A 25,738-nucleotide genomic window follows, 5' to 3' on the forward strand; every position below is an offset into this window, starting at 1 on the left:
TTATACTCTTCGAAAATCAAATTCAAACCGCGTCAGCTTCGCCTTGCCGTACTCAAGTACAGCCTGCGGCTAGCTTCCTAGTTTGCTCTTTGATTTTCATTGAGTATTAGATTTTTGAGTACAAAGCATAGAAAAACAGCCCCTGAGGACTGTTTGATCTTATACAGTAGCTGCTTGATCCAAGCTTTCACCGATAGCGGCTAGGCGTTCGATCACTTCTGCTTGTGTCAATTCATGTTCTGAAACATAGCGGTTACGTGGGTGAACACGACACTCGTGTGAACATCCACGAAGGTACTTGTCTTCATTTTCTTCTGATGTCAAGATACGACGGTTACAGAATGGATTTCCACAGTTGACATAACGTTCACATGGTGTTCCATCAAACCAGTCTTTCCCTACGATGGTTGGGTTGACATGGTTGACATCTACGGCGATACGCTCGTCAAAGACGTACATTTTTCCATCCCAAAGCTCACCTTGAACTTCTGGGTCTTTACCGTAAGTTGCGATTCCTCCGTGCAATTGACCAACATCTTTGTAACCTTCACGAACCATCCAGCCTGAGAATTTCTCACAGCGAACGCCACCTGTACAGTAAACCACGACACGCTTGTCCATGAATTTTTCCTTGTTATCACGAACCCATTGTGGCAACTCACGGAAGTTGCGGATGTCTGGGCGGATAGCCCCACGGAAATGTCCTAGGTCGTACTCATAATCGTTACGTGTGTCAAGGACAACGGTATCTTTATCAAGAAGCGCTTCTTTGAACTCTTTTGGAGACAAGTAAGCACCTGTTGTTTCAAGTGGGTTGATGTCGTTGTCAAAGTCGTTGTCTTCCAAACCAAGGTGGACAATCTCTTTCTTGTAGCGAACAAACATCTTCTTGAAGGCTTGTTCATTTTCTTCGTCAATCTTGAACCAGAGGTCTTCCATACCTGGGAGGCTGTGAACGTAGTCCATGTATTTTTGAGTTGTTTCATAGTCACCTGAAACTGTTCCGTTAATTCCCTCGTCAGCGACTAGGATACGGCCTTTAAGACCGATTGATTTACAGAAAGCCAAGTGGTCTGCAGCAAATTGCTCTGCATTTTCAATTGGAGTATAAAGGTAGTAAAGTAAGACACGAATATCTTTTGCCATAAGATTTGTTCTCTTTTCTATTCTTAAATTTTCTAAATTTTTTATTTATCCATACTAGTATACCTGCTTGAGAAAACGAATGCAATTTATTTGACTGGAAATTGTAGAGGGTTCTCGAAATTTCCTGAATGGTTAAATAGTGATAAAGAACACGGATATCTATGCTCTCATTTCAAAAAATCACTGCCCTCCTCAGACCAACCTGAGGAAAGCAGTGATTCTTATTTTAGGAGTTAGGAATGAATACACGAAATCAATTGATCTTATGATTTTTTGTTTTTCAAGAATTCATCGTATTGTTTTTGCATTTCGTTCAATACTTTTTCGTAGGCACCTTCAGATTTCAATTTTTCCATCAATTCTGGAATAGCTTTATCTGGGTCTACAGTACCAGTGTTGATAGCTGTATCAAATTGTTGCATTGTGTTAGAAATAGCTGAGATTTCAGATTTCACATTGTCAGTATTGAAGATAAATCCAAGCGCTGGAGATTCTTTAGCTTCTGCCAATTCTTTCTTAGAATTTTCGATTTGTTGGTCTGTAACGTTTTCGTTGATGTAAAGGATCCAGTTGTTACCAGTGTTCCATCCACCCATGTGAGTGTTTCCTTTGTAGCCATCAAGAACGCGAACACGGTTTTCTTTACCTTCAATTTTTTCCCAGTTCTTACCTTCTGGACCGTAAACAAGACCGTTCAAAAGTTCTGGGTTCGTATTCAAGAGGTTCAACACTTCCATTGATTTTTCTTTGTTCTTAGAGTTGTTTGAGATGACAAAGTTAGCAACTTGTGTTGTTTGGTTTTTCTTGATGAAGTTAGTGAATGATTTGATTTGGATATCTTTGTTGGCAACACGTGAAAGCAAGCTGTTACCGTAGTCAGCTGGTCCTACTGTTTCTTCACGAACGAACCAAGTATCTTGTTGAAGATCAAATGAAGTATCGCTTGTGGCTACGTCTTTTGGAATATATCCAGCTTCATAGAATTTGTGAAGAGTCTTCAAGTGTTCTTTGAAACGAGGAACGTCATAACGGTTTACAATCTTAGTAGTATCCCCTTCAAGGTCGATAACAAATGGAAGACCGTTTGCTACTGGGTAGTCAAAGTTCTCAGAAGGGATGAAGTTCTTAGTAGCTGCAAATGGTACTACGTCTGGAGCTTTTTCTTTAATTTGTTTCAAGACTGGCTCAAGAGTTTCGTAAGAAGTAACACCTGAAATATCGATACCATATTTGGCAAGGAGAGTTCCGTTGAAGGCAAAGTTTTGAGATGATGCAACGTTGGCTGCAACTGGAACAGCGTAAATCTTACCATTTACAGTATTACCCTTGATATAAGCTGGGTCAAGTGCCTTGTAAAGGTCTTTACCTTCTTTTTTGTACAATTCTGTCAAGTCAGCATAAGCACCTTTTTGAGCATTTACAATATAGTTATCTGCAAAGGCAATATCATAGTTTTCACCAGATGATGTGATAACTGACATTTTCTTACCATAGTCACCCCAGCCAAGGTATTGGATATCCAATTTGGCACCAACTTTTTCTTCGATGATTTTGTTGGCATTTGCTAACAATTCATCCAAGTTGTCTGGTTTGTCACCGATTTGGTACATTTTGATAACAGGTTTGTCACCTGAATCAGCAGCTTTTTTGCTGTTACCTGTCAAATTTCCACAAGCAGCAAGACCTGCAGCCAAAGCGACTACACTAGCAGATGCAAAAGCATATTTTTTCCAGTTTTTCATGATAAAAACTCCTTTTTTTATTTTTAAACTTATAAACAATGTAATGATCTTAACTTCACACAAGGGAAGTTGGGAACTGAGAAATGTTCTTTCTCAATAAGCACTATTCTTTCACACCACCGATAGTTAAACCTTTTACAAAGTAGCGTTGGAAGAATGGATACAAAATCGCGATTGGAAGGGTTGCGACCACAACCATGGCCATACGACCTGTTTCTTTCGGTAGAGCAACTCCCAGTTGACCAGTCAAGCCGACCGCTTTGGCAATGTAGTCCATATTTTGCTGGATTTGCATGAGCAAATATTGCAATGGATACAAGTTGTCACTCTTGATGTAAAGAAGGGCGTTGAACCAGTCATTCCAGAAACCAAGAGCTGTCAAAAGCGTGATGGTTGCGATACCTGGTAGTGACAATGGCAAACAGATTTGGAAGAAAATCCGAGCCTCACTAGCACCATCGATACGAGCCGATTCGAGAATGGCTTCTGGAATGGTCTTCTTGAAGAAGGAACGCATCAAGATGATATTGAATGGTGAGAGAAGCATTGGCACAATCAAGGCCCAAACAGTGTCACCAAGCTGAAGCACACGGGTCACCATGATATAACCTGGTACCAAACCAGCGTTGAACAACATACTGAGCAGAACGAAGATGGTAAAGAATCTGCGATACTTAAAGGTTGTCCGTGAAATAGCGTAGGCATAGGTTGTTGTGATAAAGACATTTGTAAATGTCCCAACTACGGTTACAAAGACAGAAATGAAGAGGGCCTGTAAGATTTTATCCTTAAACTGTGCCAAGAACTCAAAACCGTCTAATCCAAATTGGGATGGGAAGAAGCTGTAGCCGTATTGGAGGAGGCTTTTCTCGTCCGTCACTGAAATAATGATAACGAATACGAAGGGTAGGATACAAGAGAGGGCAATCAAACCCGAAATGGTACTGAAGAAGATATCTGCTTTCTTACTGAAGGAGTGAATGCCGACATTATCAATTTTTTCTTTTTTAATTTTCTTTTCTGCCATATTCTCCTCCTTTCTAGAACAAAGCTGAGTTTGGATCAACTCGTCTTGCAAGTAAGTTTGATAGAACCACCAGAATCAATCCGACTACTGATTGGTAGAGACCTGCTGCTGAAGCCATCCCGATATCTGCTGTCTGGGTCAATCCATTATATACATATACGTCCAAGACGTTGGTTACGTTATAAAGCTGACCAGCATTGTGAGGGATTTGGTAGAAAAGACCGAAGTCTGCACGGAAGATATTTCCAACTGCAAGGATGGTCAATACAGTTACCAATGGTGTCAACTGCGGAATGGTTACATTGCGAATGCGCTGCCATTTGCTGGCTCCGTCCACTGTCGCTGCTTCATAGTAGGTTGGATCAATTCCCATGATTGTCGCATAGTACATGACACTGCTATATCCAAAACCTTTCCAAATACCTAGGAAAAGTAGGAGATAAGGCCAAATTCCCAAATCAGCGTAGAAGTTGACTTCTTTTAGACCAAGACTTTCCAATAAATGATTGAACACCCCTTTATCAATATTTAGGAAGGCATCTGTAAAGAAACTGATGATAACCCAAGACAAGAAGTAAGGGAACAACATAGAAGTTTGGAAAATCTTCACCATTCTCTTGGAACGGAGTTCACTGAGGATAATGGCAATCCCTACAGATACAACTAAACCTAGAAAGATAAAGCCAAGATTGTAGAGAACCGTATTTCGTGTGATAATAAAGGCGTCTCTTGAACTAAATAAGAATCTGAAATTATCGAGTCCGACCCATTTACTATTTATGATACTATCTATGAAACCATTACTGGTCATGTGGTAGTCTTTGAAGGCAACCACGTTCCCAAATACTGGAATGTAGAAGAATAGAATCAACCAGAGTGCCCCTGGCAAAACCATCAAGAGAAAGATCCAGTTGTCTCTCAAGGTTTTTGAAAACTTATTCATAATTTCCTCCCTTTTTATTTTGATATTCATCTAAAAATTCTTTTTTAGACTTTTGATAACGATTACATTATTAGTATACTCCTATTTGCAGGTTAGGTTAAACTCCTAATTATAGAAAAAACTCCACAAATTATTTTATGTGGAGTACTTTTGAAGAAAGGGATGTTTCACGGGAAACACCCTGCGCCAAGCAAGGTGTTCTTGTTTTAGGTCGTGTAAATCGTTGAAGCTGTCGCAATAGTATGCCACTGGTTGGCTGTTGTGGCTGCGAAGTCCTTGTCTGCGTAGAAGTCGTTAAATGGCAGAATTTCCACTTCCAGCTCATCGATGCGGTCAAGCTGACCAGCCAGATAAGCCTCGATACGGCTTTCTGCTCGTTTGATGCGTTGCAAGAGTCCGCCCATACGGATGTCAACTGTATCCAAACCAAAGACCTTGTTTTCTTTCAGCCATTGGTGGCTAAAGAGGGCATGGAAGTGTTCAATTTGGCTTCTGAGTTCTGGTAATTCTTGTCTGGCAATTTCTTGTAGGCTTTCTTTATCATCCGCTTGATAGGCCTGACGAATACGTCGTCCCACATCCACTTTGCTACTTAAAATGGCATTCAACTGAGCCTGAGTTTCAAAGAGGTAAGAGTAAGCACCAGCTTTTTCTTTGATTTCAGCAAGTGTCTCAGCAGCCTGAGAGAAGTGCGGTTTGTCCTGTTCAGGTGTCATGTGTCGGTCAAGGATCAGACAGAGAACATCCTGATAAAAGACATAGCGGTTGGGATTGATGCCACTGAGATTGTCTGGCAGGTCTGGCAAGAGGTTGGCTAGGTCAATCTGCATAAAGTCCTCAACCGATAGACCAGTATTAGTTTTGAAGTGTGCAGACAAACGGTCTAGGTCATTGCGATAGCTGAGTTCTGCCCAGATTTGCAGGCTTGGGAGAATAGAAAACTGGGCTGTTTCCCCACCATTGTCCCCCCAACCAGTCACGATGACTTCTTTGATGTCATTGGCACGACAGGCCTTGTTCGCTTCAAGAGCGATAAGACGGCTAAAATGGTTGTGAGGTGTAAAGCCAATCCACTTCCAAGCTCCCCCTGCAAAGGCAAGGTCATGGCTAATCTTATGGTGATTGCGAAAATTGCGATTATATTTTTCCTCGCTATCCTGATAATAGTCCCAGTAAACCAGAGTCACACGGTCTTTGAGACGGTCTAGGTAGACACGAGTGTCTTCTGGAATTTCCACATCACGGTCGTACTGGCCATCTGCTGACATAAGTTTAAAGAACATATCGCTCCACATCTGGCAGTGGAATCCATATTTGTCAGCAATATCCAGCACGCGCTCCAAGTGTTGGCACATGAGGAGACTACGATCCACAACACCGTTCAATATCAAGTAACGTCCCAAGCCAACCAAGTGGGCTTCGTCCATCCCGATATTGACCTTGCGAGTTTGTAGTTTAGATAGAGTAGCAAACATGCCATCAATCAGGTTATAAACCTTTTCTTCGCCAATAAGAAGAATGTCCTCCACATCACGGAGTTCCTGCACTTCCTTGACACCCCATTTGACGAAGGCTGACAAGTGAGCCAAGGTCTGGATACATGGCACAAAGGTCATGTCAAACTGCTGGGCATAGGCTTCGATTTCCTGCAACTCCTCAGCTGAGTAGGCTCCGCGGAAATAGCCAAAGTAAGGCTGCCCTTCAATCTGGTAAGTGTCTTCCATGTAAAGTTCAAAGGTTGAATAGCCCATGAGAGCTAAGAGTTCAATCATCTGCTTGGCAGAAGCGACATTCAGCACCGCATTGCGCGAACAGTCAGCCATATAGGCTAAATCTTCGTAAGCTGCTTGTTCCTCAATCTCTACTTTATCACCTTCTGCTAGAACTGTTGCCAACAAGGACAAGGCACGATAAAGTTGGTGAGGTTTGCGGTAGGTCAATTGATAGTGGCCACCCTCACCCTTGATAGAGATAGAGGCTTGGTCAGACTGAGCGACAGCTACCTCTACATCTGGTAGCGAAATGTGCTTTTTAAGCAACTCTACTGCTTGCTCTTGTTTGGAACTAAGCCCTGTAAATCTTACCATTGGTTTTCCTCCTGTAACCAGTTGACAAGGGCACCGTAGAGATTAGCATCTGCATGATAGGTGCAGGCTTGGATGACGGGTGCGACCGTATATTCTTCGTAGGTATCGACAAAGTCGTCAACAGCTTCCTTGACACCTTGAATAAAATCTGGATTTTGGCTGATAGAGCCTCCCAGACTAATGACATCTGGATCAATCAGATACTGGATATTGAGCAAGCCTTGCGCCAAATTGCGGTTCATGCGCTCAATAGCTTCTTGGCAAATGGCATTCCCAGCTGCAGCCTCTTGGTAAATCTTGCGACCGTCCCAGTCAGTCTGACCAGATTTTTCAATCACGTAGCGCACCATATTTCCAGTTGACGCTAGTTGCGACCAGTTGTTGAGCTTTTCAGCAGGGGCAAGGGTGGTCATGTAGCCAAATTCTCCACCCAGACCGTGGCGACCTCGATGAAGTCTACCATTGATAATCATGGCTCCTCCAATCCCTGTCCCAATCACGACACAGGCTGCATTTTCAAGTTCTGGATGAGCCAGTAATTCACTGAGTCCAACGCAGTTAGCATCATTTTCCAGATGGATAGGAATCTGATAAGAGCTAAGCGCCTCATACCAAGAAAATCCGTGAATGTAGGGTACTGCACTGAAGCCATCAATCACACCTGTCTCTTGATTGACCGCGCCTGGAACGCTCATAGCAATCCCGCTATAATCCTGCTCTGACAAGCGCTGGTCTAACCAAGCTAGTAAATCCTCCAAACTTTCAGGCGTTGGAATGCTTGTCTTATTCAGTATTTTCCCATCAGGAGTCAGACTGGCAAACTTAATTCCAGTCCCTCCGACATCAATCGTTGCAATGGTCATTGTTTTTACCATAAAAAGGGGCAAATCAGCAGTTAGTTCTTACCTTTTCGCCCCTCCTTTCTCTTTATGTTTACTTGTTGAAATTAAATTTCTTCTTTTTTGATGAATTCTGTACGAATCTCTTGTGGTGAAATAAGGCCTCTATGAACTGGATATGGTTGTTCAAGTAGGTCCAGGAAGAGATGTTGACTTTCCGGTACACGTACATTTTCACTACACATATTGTAGTAACGAAGAACATAGCCTTCTTCATTTTCAGCTACCTTAAAGGCTGTTGGACAGATTTGCGGTATGCTGAGAACAGAATGGCTCAAGAGGCTACCAGTCGCAGCCACTCCGCCTTCTTGTCTAGCAAGCTGAAGGCTGGTAAACGGTGTCTGCAAGGCTTTAGCACGACGATAGGCTGAGAAGCGTTCTTGGGCTTGGTGGCATTCAAGAGCAAACTCGACTTCAAACTCACGCAAGCATTGTGCTTCTGGTGTTGGGAAATAACCCCAGTCACCTAACTCACCTGATGCACGCAAAATAGTTACTGCAATAGTGTCGTCTCCAAGGATTTCGTATTCATTCAATCCCTTGTTGGATACAGTCACACCTTTTTCATCGTCATACAGACTAACAAAGGCTTGTTGGTGTTGAGGATTTTCAGGATTTTCCCATGAAGCTGCTGGTTTGTTTGGTCGTGTCACCACCTCATAGATGCTTTCAGAATCATTGCTTGGACGCATGTTATGAGTCTTGACCAAGAGACGGATACGGTGATCTTTGGCAGTGTTGGTAAAACGAGTCTTGCAACGGATTTGTGGATTATCAACGAAGATAGTCATCTCAGTTTCAAGAGGAATGCTTGTCAATTCTTCTGAACGTCCAGCTTCACGCTTCATAAACTCTATGATACCTTTTTGCTCTTCTTCTAGCTTTTCATCTGCACTGACAGGCACGGTCAATTCATGTTTGAGCAAAATCTTAGCGTAGCGAGCTGTGTTTTCCAAGACCTCGTAGCCCTTTAATTCTGCAAAGATTGGATCTGTTCCTTTTGGTTGGAAATAGATATACTCGTTTCCGATGTCACCACGGTCTTCAAAGCGGATAAAGTCTTCGTAAGCTTCGTGAGTTGTCTTGTCATAAACTGTGATATTGTCATCTACACTCACCGTTACGAATGGTGTATCAATCACTCCGTTTTGGTAAATACCCTCACGGTGTTCTTGCTCTCCTTCCAGCAATTGGAAAGTTGTCCAAGAAAGCGGCGCTAGGTGAACTGGAATGGTCACGCGCACTTGTCGAGCAATACGAGCTTGGCGGAACTTGTCTTTTGGTAAATCGTACTCAAAATTAGCCCCAAGATCCTCAATTTTAGCCTCTACAGGACGCCCATCCAAGTCCTCCACACGGTAGCTTGGCAAGGTAAGAGCAGCCATCTTCTTGTATCCCTCTGTTGGGTGTAATTCCTTGAAATCACAAGTCGCAACATCAATCACTGTGCTGACAGTATCGACCTTATCATGCAAGCCTGTGTTAATGACAGTAAAGAGATAATCACTTTGAGCCTTAGCTGTAGCGATTTTACCCTTCCATTCGTTAAGAAGATTGCTCTTAACAAAGCTTCCTACTTGATTGACCTTGGCAAAACGAGTTTCCATCTCACGGTGAACTTCGTCCACGCTACAGCCACAGATACTATCATGCGGCGCGTTCTGCAAGAGTGTTTTCCAAGCATAGGTCAACTGGTCCTTGTGGTTGTGTCCGCCAGTGATAATCGTCAAGGGTTCTACAACTTGCTCTAGGAGGTTGCTATTTTCTTGAAAGGCTTGTTTGAGATAAATACGAGATGAAGAAGTGTTGGCAAGTGTGTACCAGCCGTCTGTTTCCTGACTGGTCAACTCGCCTGTAACCGTTGATAACTGCTCTGGTAGGGAACTTTCCACGGCTTGAACATATTCATCAAAAGAACTATGAACAAAGGTCACATCTGGGAAGAGTTCATTTGCTACACGAATGGCTTCGCTCAGATTTTTCTGTACAGGCTGATGGTCACAGCCGTTCATCATCAACCACTGGTTGGTTGAAGCATAGTCACGCACATCTGCCAGTTTTTGTTTCCAGAAGGTCAAGGCCTCGTCTTTATCAACTGGAATTTCATTCCCATTACTGTACCAGTTGGCAAAGAGGATACCGAGGACACGACTTCCGTCCGCACCCTGCCAGTACATTTCTGAAAACTGGGAAGTAAACTGCTCATCTTCGAGAACTTGGTTGTCAAATCCAATCGGTTTCACACCACGACCAAAGGCTGCCACGTGAATGCCTGATTTTTGAAGAATTTGAGGCGCTTGTCCCATATTTCCAAAGGTATCTGGGAAGTAACCAATTTGAGTAGATTTGCCCCATTTTGCACATTCTGCTTGACCAATCAATGTATTGCGAACATTGGCTTCACTTGAAATCAAGTAATCATCCTGCAAGATGTAAAAAGGACCAATTTTAAGTTTGCCTTCGTCAATGTAGCGTTGGACTTTGTCGCGATTTTCAGGGCGAATCTCCAAGTAGTCATCAAGGACAATAGTTTGTCCATCCAAGTGGAAACTCTTGAACTCAGGGTCATTTTCAAAGAGATCAAAAAGATTGTCAAACAATTCCACCAACTGCATACGGTGGCTTTCAAAAGGCAAGTACCACTCACGGTCCCAGTGACTATGTGAGATAATATGTACGACAACATTTTCCATGAAGTAAAACCTCATTCTAAATTTAAATTTTAACGTTTTAAATGTAAACTTGTGATTCTGATAAGAATCGGTTGAGCGAAAGCACGCTCCTTAGCGAATATCCAAGTAATCCAAGACCAATTCACAGAACATCATGTTGGCCCAAGAGAACCATTCACGAGAATAGAGAGTTGGGTCGTCCACGTGGAAGCTTTCGTGCATAACACCTGTGCCCCCATCGCAAGCAACCAGCTGATCTAGCAAGAATTTCTTCTCTGCCTTATCTCTTGTTGTCAAGCCTTGGATAGAAAGGGCTATTGGCCAGATATAGCGATAGAAGGTATGAGAACTTCCGAGACCGCTAGCGTATTCTCCTTGATAGAAGTAGGGATTTTCAGGGCTCAGAATGGTACGACGAGTTGCTTGATAAACCTCATCGTTGACATCGCAGTAGCCCAGATAAGGTGCAGCCAGCAGACTTGGTACGTTTGGATCATCCATGATGCTAGCATTTCCCAAACCATCCACTTCAAAGGCATAAATCTTTTCGCCCTTGCTGTTGGTGGTGTAGGCGTAGTTTTCAATTCCTTCTTGGATTTCATCCTGAAGACGCTTAGCGTCTGTGATAACACTCTCGCTATCAGCTAGATTCAATGCTGTAAAGATTTCTTGCACATAACCCAAGACTACTACAGCAAACATATTTGACGGAATCAAGTAACTATACTGACAGCAATCATCACTCGGACGAAAGGCTGACCAAGTCATACCTGTCACTGCAAAATCAGGTCCAAAGCCATCATTTACCAAGGTGTCTTCCTTGCGGTCCGTATCTCGGACAAAACGATAAGGAGAGTTCTTGTGGTCTTGTTCCACCGTCCAAAGATGGAGAATTTCCTTAGTCGCTGCGACAAAAATCTCATCGAACTGACTAGTCTCACCAGTTTCTTTCCAGAGGAGATAGGCCAGCTGCAAAGGATAGCAAAGCGAGTCCACCTCGTACTTGCGTTCCCAAATCCAGCCATTAAGGTCTGTGTGGTCAGTCTCGTGGTGTCCCTTCCAGTTCTCCTCAATGTTGAAGGAGTTGGCATAAGGGTCCTTGAGTACCAAGGTCATCTGACGCTTGACCAAACCTGCAATGGTCTGACGCAGGAGGGCATCTCTTTTAGCCACATGCAGGTAGGGTCTGAGTTGGGCTGTCGAATCTCGAAGCCACATGGCAGGAATATCCCCAGTCAAGACAAAGGTTGAACCATCTTCTAGGATTTCAACCGTATTGTCCAAGGTGTCGGTGTAGCAACGCTCGAAAACATCCACCCACTCTGGATGGTCCTTAGCCCGCTCTGCCACTTCATCTAGCCATTCTCTAACAATTTCTTTTGAATAAATCATCGTGCAGTATCCTCTTTCAAACAAGTTTCATTTTCAGTATATAGCTTTTGAGACAGAAAATACATACACAAATGATAGTCATTTTTCTACAAAATAGTTATCTTTGAAACTCCTTTTCTAAAGGCCCTCTTTTTCTGATATAATGTAGAAAAACAGCTAAAGGAAAGACTATGAAACCACTACTTGAAACCATCGATACCCGATTTGGAACTGCCAGCAAGCATGCCTTTTCTCGAGGAAATACCCTGCCATACACAGGCGTTCCTTTTGGGATGAATTACTTTGTACCCCAGACCAGTGACCAGGATGGATCTTGGTTTTTCGATCCGCATCTGCCTATCTTTCAGGGGATTCGATTAACCCACCAGCCCAGCCCTTGGATTGGCGACTACTCTTGGCTCCTTCTGACACCTATCACAGGCCAACTGGGTGGAGACAGCCTCTTCCATCGTCAGTCTTCTTATGACATAGATAAGGCCTATTTCAAACCTCATTATCTGAAGATTTTCTCCCTGCGCTATCAGATTGAAACCCAGCTCACACCGACTTGCTACGGTGCTTCTATTCGTTTGGAACAAAAGCAAGGCAAAGCCCTCTCCCTCTATCTTCACGCAGCATATGAACTGACCGTGGAGCAAGTAGATAAGCGAACTCTTGCCCTGCGACAAGAAGGTAAAACTGAAACCAACAAAAATCCACTAACTATGTTCACTGCCCTGCAAATGAATACGGATATCCTTGCTATCAGCCAAGAAGGCGAAGACTGTCGAATTGACTTAGCAAGTAGTCAGACCGAGATTCAGCTAGCCACTTCTTTCATCTCTCCTTCTCAAGCTCTAATCAATCTACCTCAAGAAGATTTTGATAGCTGTAAATCAAGTGCCCAAGTGGATTGGGAAAATCTCCTCCATCGTTTTGACATTATAGAGACAGGAGAGGCTGATCGAACCTTCTTTGACCACTGTCTCTACAGACTCTTCCTCTTTCCTCAGACTTTTTATGAGGTTGATGAGTCAGGGCAAGTCATCCACAAGGATCTGACTACTGGATCTGTCAAGCCCGGTATCCTCTTTAGCAACAATGGCTTCTGGGATACCTTCCGCACCACATTCCCCCTCTTTGCCCTTGTCATACCAGAGCATTATCGTCTCTTTTTAGAAGGATTTCTCAATAACTACCGCGATACTGGTTTTCTTCCAAAATGGCTAGCCCCAGATGAACGGGGTATGATGCCAGGTACCCTTTTAGACGGTATTATCTCCGATAGCGCCTGCAAGGACATGGCCCCTGACCTAGAAGAAGAACTCCTCCAAGCCATGCTTGAAACAGCCAGCAAGTCCGACCCTCTAGGCATCAATGGTCGCCACGGACTAGCCCAATACCAAGAACTGGGCTACCTCTCTACCGACCACCACGAAAGCGTCAGCCACACTCTTGACTATGCCTATAGCGACTTTTGTATCGCCAGCTGTGCCGAAAAACTTGGTCAGAATGACATCGCGGACACTTATAGAACTGCGTCACAAAATTACCGCCATCTATTTGATGCTGAGACAGGTTACATGAGAGCGCGAGACAATCGAGGCAACTTCCGCCCTGACTTCTCTCCTTATAGTTGGGGACGCGACTATGCCGAATGCTCTGCCATTCAAGCAACTTTAGGCGTCCTCCACGACATCCCAGACTTAATCCAGCTTATGGGTGGAAAAGAAGCCTTCAGCAACTATCTTTTGAAAACCTGTCAAGATGCTCCCCTCTTTGAGACAACAGGCTATGGTTACGAAATTCACGAAATGAGCGAAATGGCTACTGCTCCTTTTGGGCAACTCGCCATTTCCAACCAGCCGAGCTTCCACATTCCTTATCTCTTCCGTTACAGCAACTACCCTGACTATACTGCCCTTCTTATCAAGACACTCCGTCAGAAAGCCTTTCATCCAAGCCGGCAATCCTATCCTGGCGATGAAGACAATGGTAGTCTCTCTGCTTGGTACATCTGGTCAGCTCTCGGATTTTATCCGACCTGTCCAGGAAAATCAAGCTATGATCTCGGAATCCCTCTCTTTGACCATCTCCGTATCTACCTTGCTAAAGAAAATAAATGGCTAGATATTCATACGGAGCAAAACCACAGCCACTTCAACTTTGTCAAAGAATGCCGACTGGACAAAAACCTAGTATCAACTATTCAACACCAAGATCTCCTAAAAGCTGAGCAGTTAACCTTTACCCTTAGCTGGTTACCAAGCCAGCCGTCCACTTCCTGAAATGCAAAAATCTCCTAGCAGACTTTCCTGCTAGGAGATTTTCTTATGAGAGGTATTTGTTTAATACTCAATGAAAATCAAAGAGCAAATAGGAAGCTAGCCGTAGACTGTACTTGAGTACGGCAAGGCGAAGCTAACGCGGTTTGAATTTGATTTTCGAAGAGTTTAAGCTTTGAAAATTGGATTTATCATCTGATAAGTATCAAACAATCTACCAATTAAGCTTCTTCGTCTTCTTTACGACGACGGCCTGCAAGACCAAGTAATGCACTTGCGGCAGCTGCTACCATAGCTACAGTAGAATCTGCTGTACCTGTATTTGGCAATTCTTTAGCTGCTTTACGCGCGTTTGTTGCTGCTTGGTTGGCATTTGCTGCTTGAGCAGTAGCTGGAGCTACAGCTGGTGTTTGAGCAGCTTGATCCTTAGCTGGGCTTGTAGGGTCAGTTGCTGGAGCCACTTTCGCCATAAAGTCTTCGATACGTTTCACCATTGCATCCACTTCTGCTTGACTTGCGTCTGCATTAGCAAATACTTTCTTAGCGTCTGCTAATAAGTCATTCGCTTCTTTTGCAGTTTCTGCATCAAGCTTAGCCGATTCTTGGATGAACAATTCATCTAATTGATGGATAGCACCTTCTAACTTAGCTTTATCCACTTTTGCGGCAGTGTTAGTAGCTCCGTTATTACCTCCACTATTTGATGGTACATAAGGACGTTGTTTGAATGCATCATCTCTTGGAATTGCTAATACTTGACCTTCTTTTGTAACGATTGTTACATTTCCATCTTTGTCAATTTTAACAGCTGCTTCTGTCTTACCATCTTTTTCGACTGTTGCTGTTGCGTTACCATCTTTATCAATCGTAATTTTCACTTTACCATCTTTAGATGTGTAAACTGTATTACCATTATCGTCTGTTTCTTTCAAGAAGGCATCAAGATCAAATTCTGGAACGTCTGTAATAGCACCTAGAACCTGGTATTGGAATTTCGCTTTTTCTTCTGGAGTAATATTAGCAAGGTCTGCTACCTCTACTTTACTCAAGTCGAAATCAAGATTATTACCACCGTTTTTAGCTTTCGCTTCTTCTGCATTCTTCACTAGTTGTTCTTTAGAAATTGTTGCTGTAGAACCGTCTGGCATTGTTACTGTTGCGTTTCCTTTATCGTCTACGACTACAGTTGCGTCTGGATTCGCTGCTTTAACTTTGTCTTCGATGGTTTTCTTCTCAGCTTCAGTTAAGGCATTTGGATTTGCTACTTTTGTCTTAGAGGCTGGTGTAACTGCGTTGTCTTTAGCTTTTCCATCGTTCACATCTTTTTCAGATTTTGTTAAATCTGATGCTGGGATAACTGCTGTATTTCCGTTTGGAAGAGTTACTGTCGCATTTCCTTGGTCGTCTACGACTACAGTTGAACCTGGATTGACGGCTGCTACTTTAGCTGCAATTGCATCTTTCTCATCTTTTGTTAATGAGTCTGGATTTGCAACTTTTGTCTTAGAAGCTGGTTTAACAATGTCATTTCCTGCTTTTGGTGCTTTTTCCGCATCTGCATTCTTCGTTAAGTCTGCCGCTGGAATGACCGCTGTCTTACCATTTACTGTTACTGTTGCGTTGCCTTGGTCGTCCACTACAACTTCAGCACCTGGATTTACTGCTTTAACTTTAGCTTCGATTGCTTCTTTCTCTTTTGGAGTTAGAGCATTCGGATTTGCTACTACAGTTTTATCTGCTGGTTTAACTACGTCGTTTCCTGCGTTTGGTTTAGCTGCGTCTGCTGCTGATTTAGTTAAGTCCGCTGCTGGAATTACAACTGGTTTTCCATCTTTAGGTGTAACTGTTGCATTTCCTTGGTCGTCTACTACTACAGTCGCATCTGGATTTACTGCTTTAACTTTAGCTGCAATTGCATCTTTCTCATCTTGTGTTAATGATTCTGGATTTGCTACTACAGTCTTATCTGCTGGTTTAACTACGTCGTTTCCTGCGTTTGGCTCTTTGGCTGAATCTGCTGTCTTAGTTAATGCCGCAGCTGGAATGACTGCTGTCTTACCATTTACTGTTACTGTTGCGTTTCCTTTGTTGTCCACTACAACTTCAGCACCTGGATTTACTGCTTTAACTTTTTCTTCGATTGCTTTTTTCTCTTCTGGAGTTAGAGCATTCGGATTTGCTACTACAGTCTTATCTGCTGGTGTGTTGACATCGTTTCCTGCGTTTGGCTTAGCGGCTTCTGCTGCTGTTTTCACCAAATCTTTCGCTGGGATAACCACTGTCTTACCATCTTTAGTTGTTACTGTTGCATTTCCTTGGTCATCAACAACTACAGTTTTAGCTTCTGGATTCACAGATTTAACTTTAGCTGCGATTGCATCTTGCTCATCTTTTGTTAATGATTCTGGATCTTCTACAACTGTCTTGTCAGCTGGTTTAACTACATCGTTTCCTGCGTTTGGTTCTTTAGCTGAATCTGCTGTCTTAGTTAATGCAGCCGCTGGAATTACCGCTGTCTTACCATTCACTGTTACTGTTGCGTTTCCTTTGTCGTCTACTGCTACAGTTGCACCCGGGTTAACTTCTGCTACTTTAGCTGCGATTGCTTTTTTATCATCTTCTGTTAATGGTTTAGAAGAATCAACCGCTACTTTATCAGCTGGTGTGTTGACATTGTTTCCTGCATTTGGTTTCGCTGCTTCTTCTGGAGTTTTCACTAAATCTGCCGCTGGAATTGTTGCAACTTCTCCATCTTTAGTTGTTACCGTTGCATTTCCTTTATCGTCAAATGCCACCTTAGCTTCTGGATTTACCGCTTTGATTGCTTCTGTAATCTTAGCTTTATCGTCGGCTGATAAATGATCTGGATCGCTTACAACTACTTTATCTGCTGGTGTGTTAACTTTGTTTCCTGCATTTGGTTGTTTAGCTTCTTCTGGACTTGTTACTAAATCTGCCGCTGGAATTGTTGCTGTTTCCGTATTACCATCTTTATCTTCTATAGTTACCGTTGCATTTCCTTTATCATCTACGAAGATCGCTTTTGCATCTGGATTTACTTCTTTAATCTTAGCTTCAATCGCTTTTTTCTCTTCTGGAGATAATGGTTTAGTTGGATCAGCTACTACTACTTTATCAGCTGGTTTGTTAATGTTGTTTCCAGCTTTTGCATTTTTAGCTTCTTCTGGAGTTTTCACTAAATCTTTTGCTGGAATTACAAAGCTTCTACCATCTTCTGTAGTTATCGTTGCATTTCCATTGTCATCAACAACAACCGTTGAACCTGGGTTCACTTCCTCAACAGCTTTCTTAATAGCTTCTTTATCCACGTTAGCTGGATCTGTTACTAATACCTTATCAACAGGTTTCTTAATTAAATCTTGTTTCTCAGGTTTTAATAGATCTGCTTTTGGTTTCGCTAAGGCTTCTACAGGAATTGTTGCGATGTCTCCATTTGCATTCTTAACAGTCGCATTTCCTTTTGCGTCAAATACTACTGTTGCTCCTGGGTTAACTTCTAAAATGTTTTTCTCAATTTCTTGAATATCTTCCGCTGTCAATTTGTCTCTGTCTTTGACTAAGACTCTGTCTGCTGGTGAATTGATTTTATTTCCTGCATTCACTTTAGCTTTATCAGCGTCAGTCTTCGTTAAATCAGCTACTGGAATTGTTGCAGTTTTACCTTCTGGTGTTGTTACTGTCGCATTTCCTTGGTCATCTACGAATACTGTTGCTCCTGGATTTATACGTTGAACTTTAGCAGCGATTTTCGCTTTAACATCATCCGTGATTTGTCCATCTTTAACAAACACTCGATCTGCTGGTTTGTTAATAACGTTACCTGCTTTTGGATCGCTTAATACTTCATCATCAGTTTTCACTAAATCATCCGCTGGAATTACTGCTGTTTTTCCTGCTGGTGTTGTTACTGTTGCGTTTCCTTTTGCATCAACTACTACAGTTGCATCTGGGTTAACTTCTTGAACCTTAGCTTTAATAGCGTCTAAATCTGCTTTAGTTAATGCATCTTTATCAGCAACTACTGTTTGATCGATAGGTTTCTTAACCGCATCTTGTTTCGCTGCATTTTCCAAGTCTTCTTTAGCATTTGATTTCACTAAGTCACTTACAGGGATTGTCGCTGTAGCTGTAGTACCGTCTTGATTTGGTACTGTTACTGTTGCGTTTCCTGCTTCGTCAAATACGACTTTAGTCCCTTCAGGGTTTACCGCTTGAATCGCTGCAGTAATCTTAGCTTTTTCAGCATCAGTTAATTCAGCTGGATTTGCTACTACTGTTCTTTCTGCTGGAGTGTTTACTTTGTTTCCTGCTGATGGAGTTTCTTTAGCTGCTGGATCTTTCAATAAATCATCTACAGAAATCGTTGCTGTGTTTCCTTCTGGAGTCGTTACTGTTGCGTTTCCTTGGTCATCAACAAAGACAGTAGCACCTGGGTTTACTGCTTCAACCGCTTTTTGGATTTTAGCTTTAACTTCATCTTTATTCGGTCCAACTAAATCTGCCGCCGCTGCTGCTACTTTATCCGCTGGCTTGTTGATGTTATTTCCTGCTTTTGCACCATCAACTTCTTGTGGAGATTTCACTAAGTCTTCTTTGGCGATTACTACAGTTTTTCCTTCTGGAGTTGTTACTGTTGCATTTCCTTCGTCATCAACTACGATAGTTGTCTTCGGATCTCTATTTACCTTAGCGATTTCTGCTTTGATTGCATCTTTTTCAGCTGGAGTTAATTTACCTGCTTTCTTAACAAGTGTTTTATCTGCTGGTTTCTTAACTGCATCTTGCTTGTCTGGGTTCCTTAAGTCAGCTGCATCTTTTGCTAAATCAGATGCTGGAATTGTTGCCACAGCTCCATCTTTCGTTGTTACTGTTGCGTTTCCTTTTTCGTCAAATACAACTGTTGCACCTGGATTCACTTTAAGGATTTCTGCTCTAATCTTATCTTCATCAGCCTTGATATTAGCAGGATCTGTTACAACAACCTTAGTTGCTGGAGTGTTTACTTTGTTTCCTGCATTTGGTTGAGTTGTATCTTTGATAAGATCTTCAACAGGGATTGTTGCTGTTTTACCATCTGGAGTAGATACTGTTGCATTTCCTTTGTTGTCAACGAATACTTTAGCATCTGGGTTTACTGCTTCTACTTTAGCTTTGATTGCTTTGATGTCTTCAGGAGTTAACGCATCTTTGTTTGCAGATACTTTATCAGCTGGTTTGTTTACGTTGTTTCCTGCTTTAGCATCTTTAGCTTCTTCTGGAGATTTCACTAAGTCAGTTACTGGAATTGTTGCTGTTTGTCCGTCTGGTGTAACTACAGTTGCGTTTCCTTTGTCGTCTACTACTACTGTTGCATCTGGATTTACTGCTTGAACTTTAGCCTTGATTGCTGCGATATTTTCAGGAGTTAAGGCATCTTTATTAGCAACTACTTTGTCTGCTGGTTTGTTGATGTTGTTTCCTGCTTTAGCAGTTTCTTTGTCAGCTTCTTTCTTCACTAAGTCAGCTTTTGGAATAACGACAGTTTTACCTTCTGGTGTTGTTACTGTTGCATTTCCTTTGTCATCAACTACTACAGTAGAATCTGGATTTACTGCTTCAACTGCTGCTTTAATAGCGTCTTTAGCTTCTTGTGGTAAATCTTTATCAGCTGCTTCTAATTCTGGAACAACTACTACTTTATCTGCTGGTTTGTTTACAGCATCTTGTTTCGCTGGATCAGCTAAGTCAGCTTTAGGTTTTACTAAATCGCTTGCTGGAATTGTTGCTGTTTTTCCTGCTGGTGTTGTTACTGTTGCATTTCCTTTTTCGTCAAATACTACGTCAGCACCTGGGTTTACTGCTTGAATTTTAGCTTTAATTGCATTTTTATCATCTTCTGTTAATGCAGCTGGATTTTCTACCACTACTCTATCTGCTGGAGTGTTTACTTGGTTTCCACCAGTTACATTGTCTTTATCAGCATCTGATTTGACTAAATCTGCCACTGGAATTGTCGCAGTTTTACCATCTTTAGTTGTTACAGTCGCATTTCCTTGGTCATCGACTACTACTGTAGCATCTGGGTTCACTGCTTCAACTGCTGCTTTAATTCTAGCAAGTTCAGGGTCTGTTAATTGCTTACTGTTATCAACACGTACTCTGTCCGCTGGGTTGTTGATGTTGTTACCAGCTTTGGCAGTTGATGTTTCATTAGGTTTTTTAATTAAATCATCTGCGTCAATAACTGCTGTTTTACCTTCTGGTGTTGTTACAACTGCATTTCCTTGGTCGTCAACTACTACAACTGCACCTGGGTTTACTGCTTCAACTTTTGCCTTAATCACGTCTTTTACTTTAGTACGTTCTTCTGGGCTTAATGCTGCAATATCTTCTACAACTGTTTGGGCATTCGGTTTGTTGATGTCATCTCCACCGTTTGCTTTCTTAGCGTCTTCTTCTGTCTTGAATAAGTCACCTGCTGGAATTGTCGCAATTGTTCCATCTTTAAGAACTACTGTTGCATTTCCTTCTGTGTCATATTTAACAGCTTTAACTTTTTCGTCGCCACCATTTAATTTTTTCAGTTTTTCAGTTACTTCAGCTTGTGCTGCCGGGTCTGTCGCTAGTCCAACTTTTTTATCTGCTGGCTTACGAACTCCTGCATTACCTGAATCAGGATTTGCTGCATCAGCTAAAGTACGCACCAATTCTTTGGCTGTAAATCCTGCTGTATTTCCTTCTGGTGTTGAAACCGTTACTGTACCATTATCATCAATTGTCACAACAGCATTAGGGTTTACTTCACGAACAGCTTTTTTGATGTTTTCTTTATCTGCATCTGTCAAACTTTCAGGATTTCCAACAATCACTTTATCCGTTGGACGGTTGATGTTGTTACCACCACCTGCAGTATCTAAAGCATTTACATCTTTTGTTAAATCTTCTTGTTTTAATGGTTCGGCTACTGTTTTTCCTGGTAAGGTTACTAAGGCACTTCCGTTAGGATTTACTTCTACTTTTGTCCCTGGAGGGTTTACCGCTTCAATCGCTTTTTTAAGTTCTGCTTGTTCTTTATCGTCTAAAGCTGTTGGATTTTTAGCAATTACCTTGTTCGCTGGTAAACGAGCAGAGTTGATGGCTTTAATCGCTGCTTCTGCTGATTTCTTAGCTTTATCAACATCGGTATTTTTCTTAGCACCATCGATTGCCTCTTCCGAAGCTTTCTTAACAGCATCTACCTCATCTTGAAGTTTCTTCTTAGCTTCTGGTGACAATGCTCCATCTTGCTCAATCTCTTGCTTTTTAGCATCGGCTGTAGTTGCTACCTCTGTTTTAGCTTCTGGTTTTTTAGCAGCAGGTTTCTTAACACCCTCTACCTGTGTTTTTCCAGTATCGCCTGCTGTATCGATTTCACCTTGCTCTTGTGTAGCTGCTTCAGGCGTTTCTGCATTATCATTTTTATCCTTAATTTCAGCTTTTTTAGCATCAGCAAATTGTTTAGCTTGTTCTTTAGCTTCTGCCTTTTCTTCCTCTGTTAGGTCAGTGCGGGCATCCATTTCTGCTTCTTTAGCTTTTAAGGCTTCATCGATTTTGTCTAATGCTGCTTGTTTACCGATTGGGTTGATTTTAGCAACTTCTTTGGTTCCTTCAGCTTGCTTATCGTTTACAGTAGTTTGAGCTACTGTTGCCGCAGCTGCTGTTTCTGCTGTTGCTGGTTGTTTTTCGATTTCAGCAAGGGCTGCTGCTGCCTTGTCTTCAGCATCTTTTTTAGCTTTTTCCTTCTCGGCTTGTGTTAAGCTATCATTGTTCGCAATAGCCTCCTTCTTAGCTTCCAAAGACTTAGCGATTTCTTCTTTAGCTTTTTCTTTACCGATTGGATTTACTTTTGCTACAGCATCAGTACCATCTGTTTGAGCTGTTGTTATCGCAGTACTATTAGTAGCGTCATCGATTTTTTCTAACGCTGCTGCTTTATCTTTTTCTACATCAGCAATGGCTTTATCTTTTTCAGCTTGTGATAAGTTATCATTACCATTGATAGCTGCGATTTGATCTGTTGCTTTGTTAGTAACTGCATCGATTGCTGGTTGTTTATCTAATTTAGCAACTTTATCTACTGGAATAGTATCTTTAGAACCATCTTTATATGTTACTACTAAGTTATCTCCATCTTGTTTTACAGTATCTACTGCTTTCTTAACGTTGTCTGGAGAAACTGCTTCATCTTTATTGATGTTCTTATCTTTATTTTTCTTAGAGTATTCTAATTGAAGATTTTCTTTAACAGTTGCTAAGTCTTCAGGAGTCAATGTTGCAGTATTACTTACAACAGTTTTGTTAGCGTCGTCTAATTCTTTAACATCATATTTAGCTGTTTGGGCTTTTAAGACAATTCTGAATGAACCTGGGTCAGTTGCATATGAAGAACCAGTCGCAGTATTAGAAATATCTTTTCCATCTGTATCTGTTGCTGTTGCATAACGAGTTACGATTGGAAACTCACCATTTTCATCCGTTGGGAATTTATTAGCAGCTAATCCTGGTGTTGCTTTAGAATAATTTCCTTTAATATGAACAACTGCAGGATTTGCCTCTGTTGCTGTTGTTTCTGTAGAGATTTTTTCTACTGTTGATTCATATTCGTTATCTAAAACGTTAGGGTTTGCTGCGTCTTTAGCTGGTTGTTCAACATTTCCGCCACGTTTTATTGTCGCTGAAGCTACTTTTCCATTATCATCTGTAAACTTAACAGGAATTTCAAAATCTTCGTTCGCATACACGTAAACATCTTTTTTACCGTCTACAGAGTAAGGAATTTTCACTTCTGGAGCATTGTTTGTACGTGCAAAATCAGTCAATGGTCTAGTATCTGTTGAACCATCTTTATAGGTTACAACTAGATTGTTATCAACTTTTTTAATGCTTGCGATACGGTCTGCTTGATTTTCTACAGCTTGACCTTTTTTATCAGCTAGACGAGCATCCATATTGTTTTTAGAGTACTCAATCTTAAGCTTTTCTTTGATTTTATTAAATTCTGCTTCAGTTACTTCCGATGCATTATCCACTGCTACTTTATCAGCTTCTGCTGGTGTTTGAATGTCGTATTTTTGAGTTTGAGGTTTAAGCATAACTCTAAGTGACATGTTATTAGCAGTTTCTTTTCCAGACCCTACAAATTCTTTTCCTTCAGAATCGACTACTTTTAAGTAACGCCATCCTAAAGCTACGCCTGGAGGGTTCTCTCCTTTGGTTGCAGCCTCTAATTTAGCTTGTGTAAATGACCCTTCTGGAGCTGGGGTACCTGAGTATGTAATAACTGCTGGCTTAGCTTCTGTGGCTGTTGTTTCAGAAGAAATAACATTAGCTGTATATCCATATTGTGTATTGACTTTATCTGTTTCACCTGCTACAGGTTTAAACGGATTACTTCCCCATTGTAATAAAGTCGCACTTTTAATCTTATCCGCATCGTCTTTAATTTTGATGTCGAATGAGTTTTCTTCTGCTCCGTACACATAAATTTCTCGTTTAGGTTCATCAGAGAACGGGAACTCCACTACAGGATCCAGATCCGTACGTGCCACATCTGCAACTGGAGTAGTGTCTACTGAACCATCTTTATAGGTTACAACAATATTTTGTCCATTTACTTCAATGTTTTCAACAACTTCAGCTCTATTATCTAAAGTTGTACCTTTTTTAGATTCTAGTCTAGCATCTTGGCTAGTTGTAGAATATCCAATCTTGATTTGGTCTTTAATTTTCTGAATATCATTTTCCGTTAAGTTGTTAATATCTGAAACAGCAATTTTATTAGCGTTATTTTCTGGTTGTTGAATGCTGTATTTGTATGTTTGAGATTTAACAACTAGTCTGAAATAACCCTCTCCGTTTGTACCTGCTCCTGCTTCAATCTTTCCTCCTGCTGCATCATAAATTTGCATAAACCTAGCACCTAATCCAGCATCTTGGTTTTCTTGTTTTGTATATGCAGAAAGTTCTTTGAACTTATCATTTGGTTTCCCTGTTACTCGAACTGTTACCGGTCCTTGAGCTGGTGTTAAAACAGAGTGATAAGTCCAACCCCAACCATCTGTTTCCTCTGGTTTAGGATCCGAATGTATATCTCGTTTATCTAAATACTGACCGCTTCCTCCCTTAACATAGGCTTTTACAATATTTCCAGCGGTTGAATTTACAGAAATACTAACATCCGCATTTTCTTCATTGTATAAGTAGATTTCTTTTTTAGATTGATTTGAATATTCCAGAGTATAGCTAATGTCGCCTTTAGTCTCAGTCGTCTCAGCTCTAAACGCATTCTCTTTATCCATCGCTTTACCGTTGCGTTCGTCTTTTGAACCGGTGTTTTCGATTGAGTTAGTACCAGCTTTTGGTTCTGTGTTTTCTGCTTTTTTACCTACAGTTGGTTGTCCGTTAGTAGTGTCTACTTTCGGAGCTGATTTTGAACCTTTTGGTTTGCTTGTTAATTTTGAGTTTACTGTATTGAGAAGGTTTCTGTAAGCTACGTTCAATTCATCTTGAGTAGTTGCAGAAGCGAGTGTAGACTCAGCAGAAGCCAATTCCCCATTCAAAAGAGCAAGGCTCTCCTTTGTTTTATTAGCATACGTACCTGCAGAAAGTTTTGATTTAACTTCTGAAATGTAGTTTTCAAGTTGCTTTTTGTCCAAAGCTGGAGTTATTACTTCTGGTGCAGCTGGTTTTGCTGGTTCTTCTACAACTGGTTGTGCTGCTGGAGTTGATGGGGCATCAAGGGCTGGCGCTACTACCGAAGCACTGTCTGCTTCTTGTGGTCCCTCATGTTCAGAGGCTAGCCCTGGAGCTGCTAGAGATGTCTCTTGTTTGCTTAGCTCATTAGCTGATACAGCTCCATTTCCGAAGAACATGAACAGGGCAGCAACTGCTACGCTGGCTGCTCCAAAACTATATTTACGGATTGAGTAACGTGTGACCTTTTCACGGTGCAAGCGTTCAACACGACTCATAGGCGATTTCTTCTCCACTTATTGTGTTCTCCTTAAAAATATTTTTTTATGTCCATATCTACATGCAAAGATTCCTCGCCATGGGCGAGGTTTTGCATATGATACTTTACTTCTTCATTGTACATGATAAGTGATATATATGCAAGCTAAATGCTTATCAAATTCGCAAAAAAAAAAAAACATTTTCAGACAATTTTCACAATTTGTTCGTTTTTATAACCAAAATTATGAATTTTTTAACTTTAAAATCAGGAAAATATTTTGATTTTCTGCATTTTATTATATTGTATTAAAACCTGAAATTCGGAAATGAATTTGGATAAAATCTTTTTATTTTGAAAAGCAGATAACTTTGATACCTAAAAGGAACTATTCTACAATTTTTAAACAAAACATTCGTAAAATAAATATACAAAAATTTTTAGGTTTTTTGGCTTTTTTTCTTCCAAAAAAGAGAACCTGTCAGTTAGATGCCCAGATTCTCTGATAGCTTTCTAGCAGAGCCTAACAGAACCAGACCCTATCTCTCATATGCACTATTCTCTTAAAATTTAAAG

10 protein-coding genes are annotated in these 25,738 nt (G+C 41.4%); 1 reads left to right on the forward strand and 9 read right to left on the reverse strand.

What is annotated here, in order from left to right; translation table 11 throughout:
* Positions 1-159: 159 nt before the first annotated feature.
* The 8 genes from HT685_RS06900 to HT685_RS06935 form a co-directional block, all read right to left on the reverse strand.
* Positions 160-1,146, reverse strand: a complete 987-nt coding sequence (locus tag HT685_RS06900) for a rhodanese-related sulfurtransferase (protein ID WP_166730973.1) — start codon at positions 1,144-1,146, stop codon at positions 160-162.
* 263 nt (positions 1,147-1,409) lie between these two features.
* Positions 1,410-2,888, reverse strand: a complete 1,479-nt coding sequence (locus tag HT685_RS06905; protein ID WP_061438605.1) for an ABC transporter substrate-binding protein — start codon at positions 2,886-2,888, stop codon at positions 1,410-1,412.
* 103 nt (positions 2,889-2,991) lie between these two features.
* On the reverse strand, positions 2,992-3,915 hold the full coding sequence (locus tag HT685_RS06910; protein WP_000818350.1) for a carbohydrate ABC transporter permease: 924 nt from the start codon (positions 3,913-3,915) through the stop codon (positions 2,992-2,994).
* Positions 3,916-3,928: 13 nt separating this feature from the next.
* The gene (locus HT685_RS06915) at positions 3,929-4,858 is read right to left on the reverse strand and encodes a sugar ABC transporter permease (RefSeq protein WP_007284784.1); all 930 of its coding nucleotides are present in this window, start codon (positions 4,856-4,858) and stop codon (positions 3,929-3,931) included.
* Positions 4,859-5,064: 206 nt separating this feature from the next.
* The gene (locus HT685_RS06920; RefSeq protein WP_173224982.1) at positions 5,065-6,945 is read right to left on the reverse strand and encodes a beta-N-acetylhexosaminidase; all 1,881 of its coding nucleotides are present in this window, start codon (positions 6,943-6,945) and stop codon (positions 5,065-5,067) included.
* Positions 6,939-7,808 (reverse strand): ROK family protein, encoded by an 870-nt coding sequence (locus HT685_RS06925; protein WP_173225253.1) that lies wholly within the window; start codon positions 7,806-7,808, stop codon positions 6,939-6,941. Before HT685_RS06925 ends, HT685_RS06920 begins: the two co-directional genes overlap by 7 nt.
* 83 nt (positions 7,809-7,891) lie before the next feature.
* Positions 7,892-10,537, reverse strand: a complete 2,646-nt coding sequence (locus tag HT685_RS06930) for an alpha-mannosidase (protein ID WP_173224978.1) — start codon at positions 10,535-10,537, stop codon at positions 7,892-7,894.
* Between the two features lie 90 nt (positions 10,538-10,627).
* Positions 10,628-11,908 (reverse strand): glycoside hydrolase family 125 protein, encoded by a 1,281-nt coding sequence (locus tag HT685_RS06935; RefSeq protein WP_173224975.1) that lies wholly within the window; start codon positions 11,906-11,908, stop codon positions 10,628-10,630.
* A gap of 170 nt (positions 11,909-12,078) precedes the next feature.
* Here HT685_RS06935 and HT685_RS06940 point away from each other — a divergent pair, with 170 nt between their 5' ends.
* Positions 12,079-14,175: a GH92 family glycosyl hydrolase gene (locus HT685_RS06940; RefSeq protein ID WP_173224972.1), complete on the forward strand. Its 2,097-nt coding sequence runs from the start codon at positions 12,079-12,081 to the stop codon at positions 14,173-14,175.
* Positions 14,176-14,393: 218 nt separating this feature from the next.
* On the opposite strand, the gene HT685_RS06945 is transcribed toward HT685_RS06940, so the two are convergent.
* The gene (locus tag HT685_RS06945; protein WP_173278997.1) at positions 14,394-25,199 is read right to left on the reverse strand and encodes a DUF1542 domain-containing protein; all 10,806 of its coding nucleotides are present in this window, start codon (positions 25,197-25,199) and stop codon (positions 14,394-14,396) included.
* Between the last annotated feature and the right edge of the window lie 539 nt (positions 25,200-25,738).

The sequence above is a fragment of the Streptococcus sp. 5004 genome (genome assembly GCF_013276755.1).
Classification (GTDB): Bacteria; Bacillota; Bacilli; order Lactobacillales; family Streptococcaceae; genus Streptococcus.

Excerpts from the sequence above, each read along its gene's own strand:
- HT685_RS06900 (WP_166730973.1), bottom strand. The coding sequence starts at position 1,146 with ATGGCAAAAGATATTCGTGTCTTACTTTACTACCTTTATACTCCAATT.
- HT685_RS06905 (WP_061438605.1), bottom strand. The coding sequence starts at position 2,888 with ATGAAAAACTGGAAAAAATATGCTTTTGCATCTGCTAGTGTAGTCGCT.
- HT685_RS06910 (WP_000818350.1), bottom strand. The coding sequence starts at position 3,915 with ATGGCAGAAAAGAAAATTAAAAAAGAAAAAATTGATAATGTCGGCATT.
- HT685_RS06915 (WP_007284784.1), bottom strand. The coding sequence starts at position 4,858 with ATGAATAAGTTTTCAAAAACCTTGAGAGACAACTGGATCTTTCTCTTG.
- HT685_RS06920 (WP_173224982.1), bottom strand. The coding sequence starts at position 6,945 with ATGGTAAGATTTACAGGGCTTAGTTCCAAACAAGAGCAAGCAGTAGAG.
- HT685_RS06925 (WP_173225253.1), bottom strand. The coding sequence starts at position 7,808 with ATGACCATTGCAACGATTGATGTCGGAGGGACTGGAATTAAGTTTGCC.
- HT685_RS06930 (WP_173224978.1), bottom strand. The coding sequence starts at position 10,537 with ATGGAAAATGTTGTCGTACATATTATCTCACATAGTCACTGGGACCGT.
- HT685_RS06935 (WP_173224975.1), bottom strand. The coding sequence starts at position 11,908 with ATGATTTATTCAAAAGAAATTGTTAGAGAATGGCTAGATGAAGTGGCA.
- HT685_RS06940 (WP_173224972.1), top strand. The coding sequence starts at position 12,079 with ATGAAACCACTACTTGAAACCATCGATACCCGATTTGGAACTGCCAGC.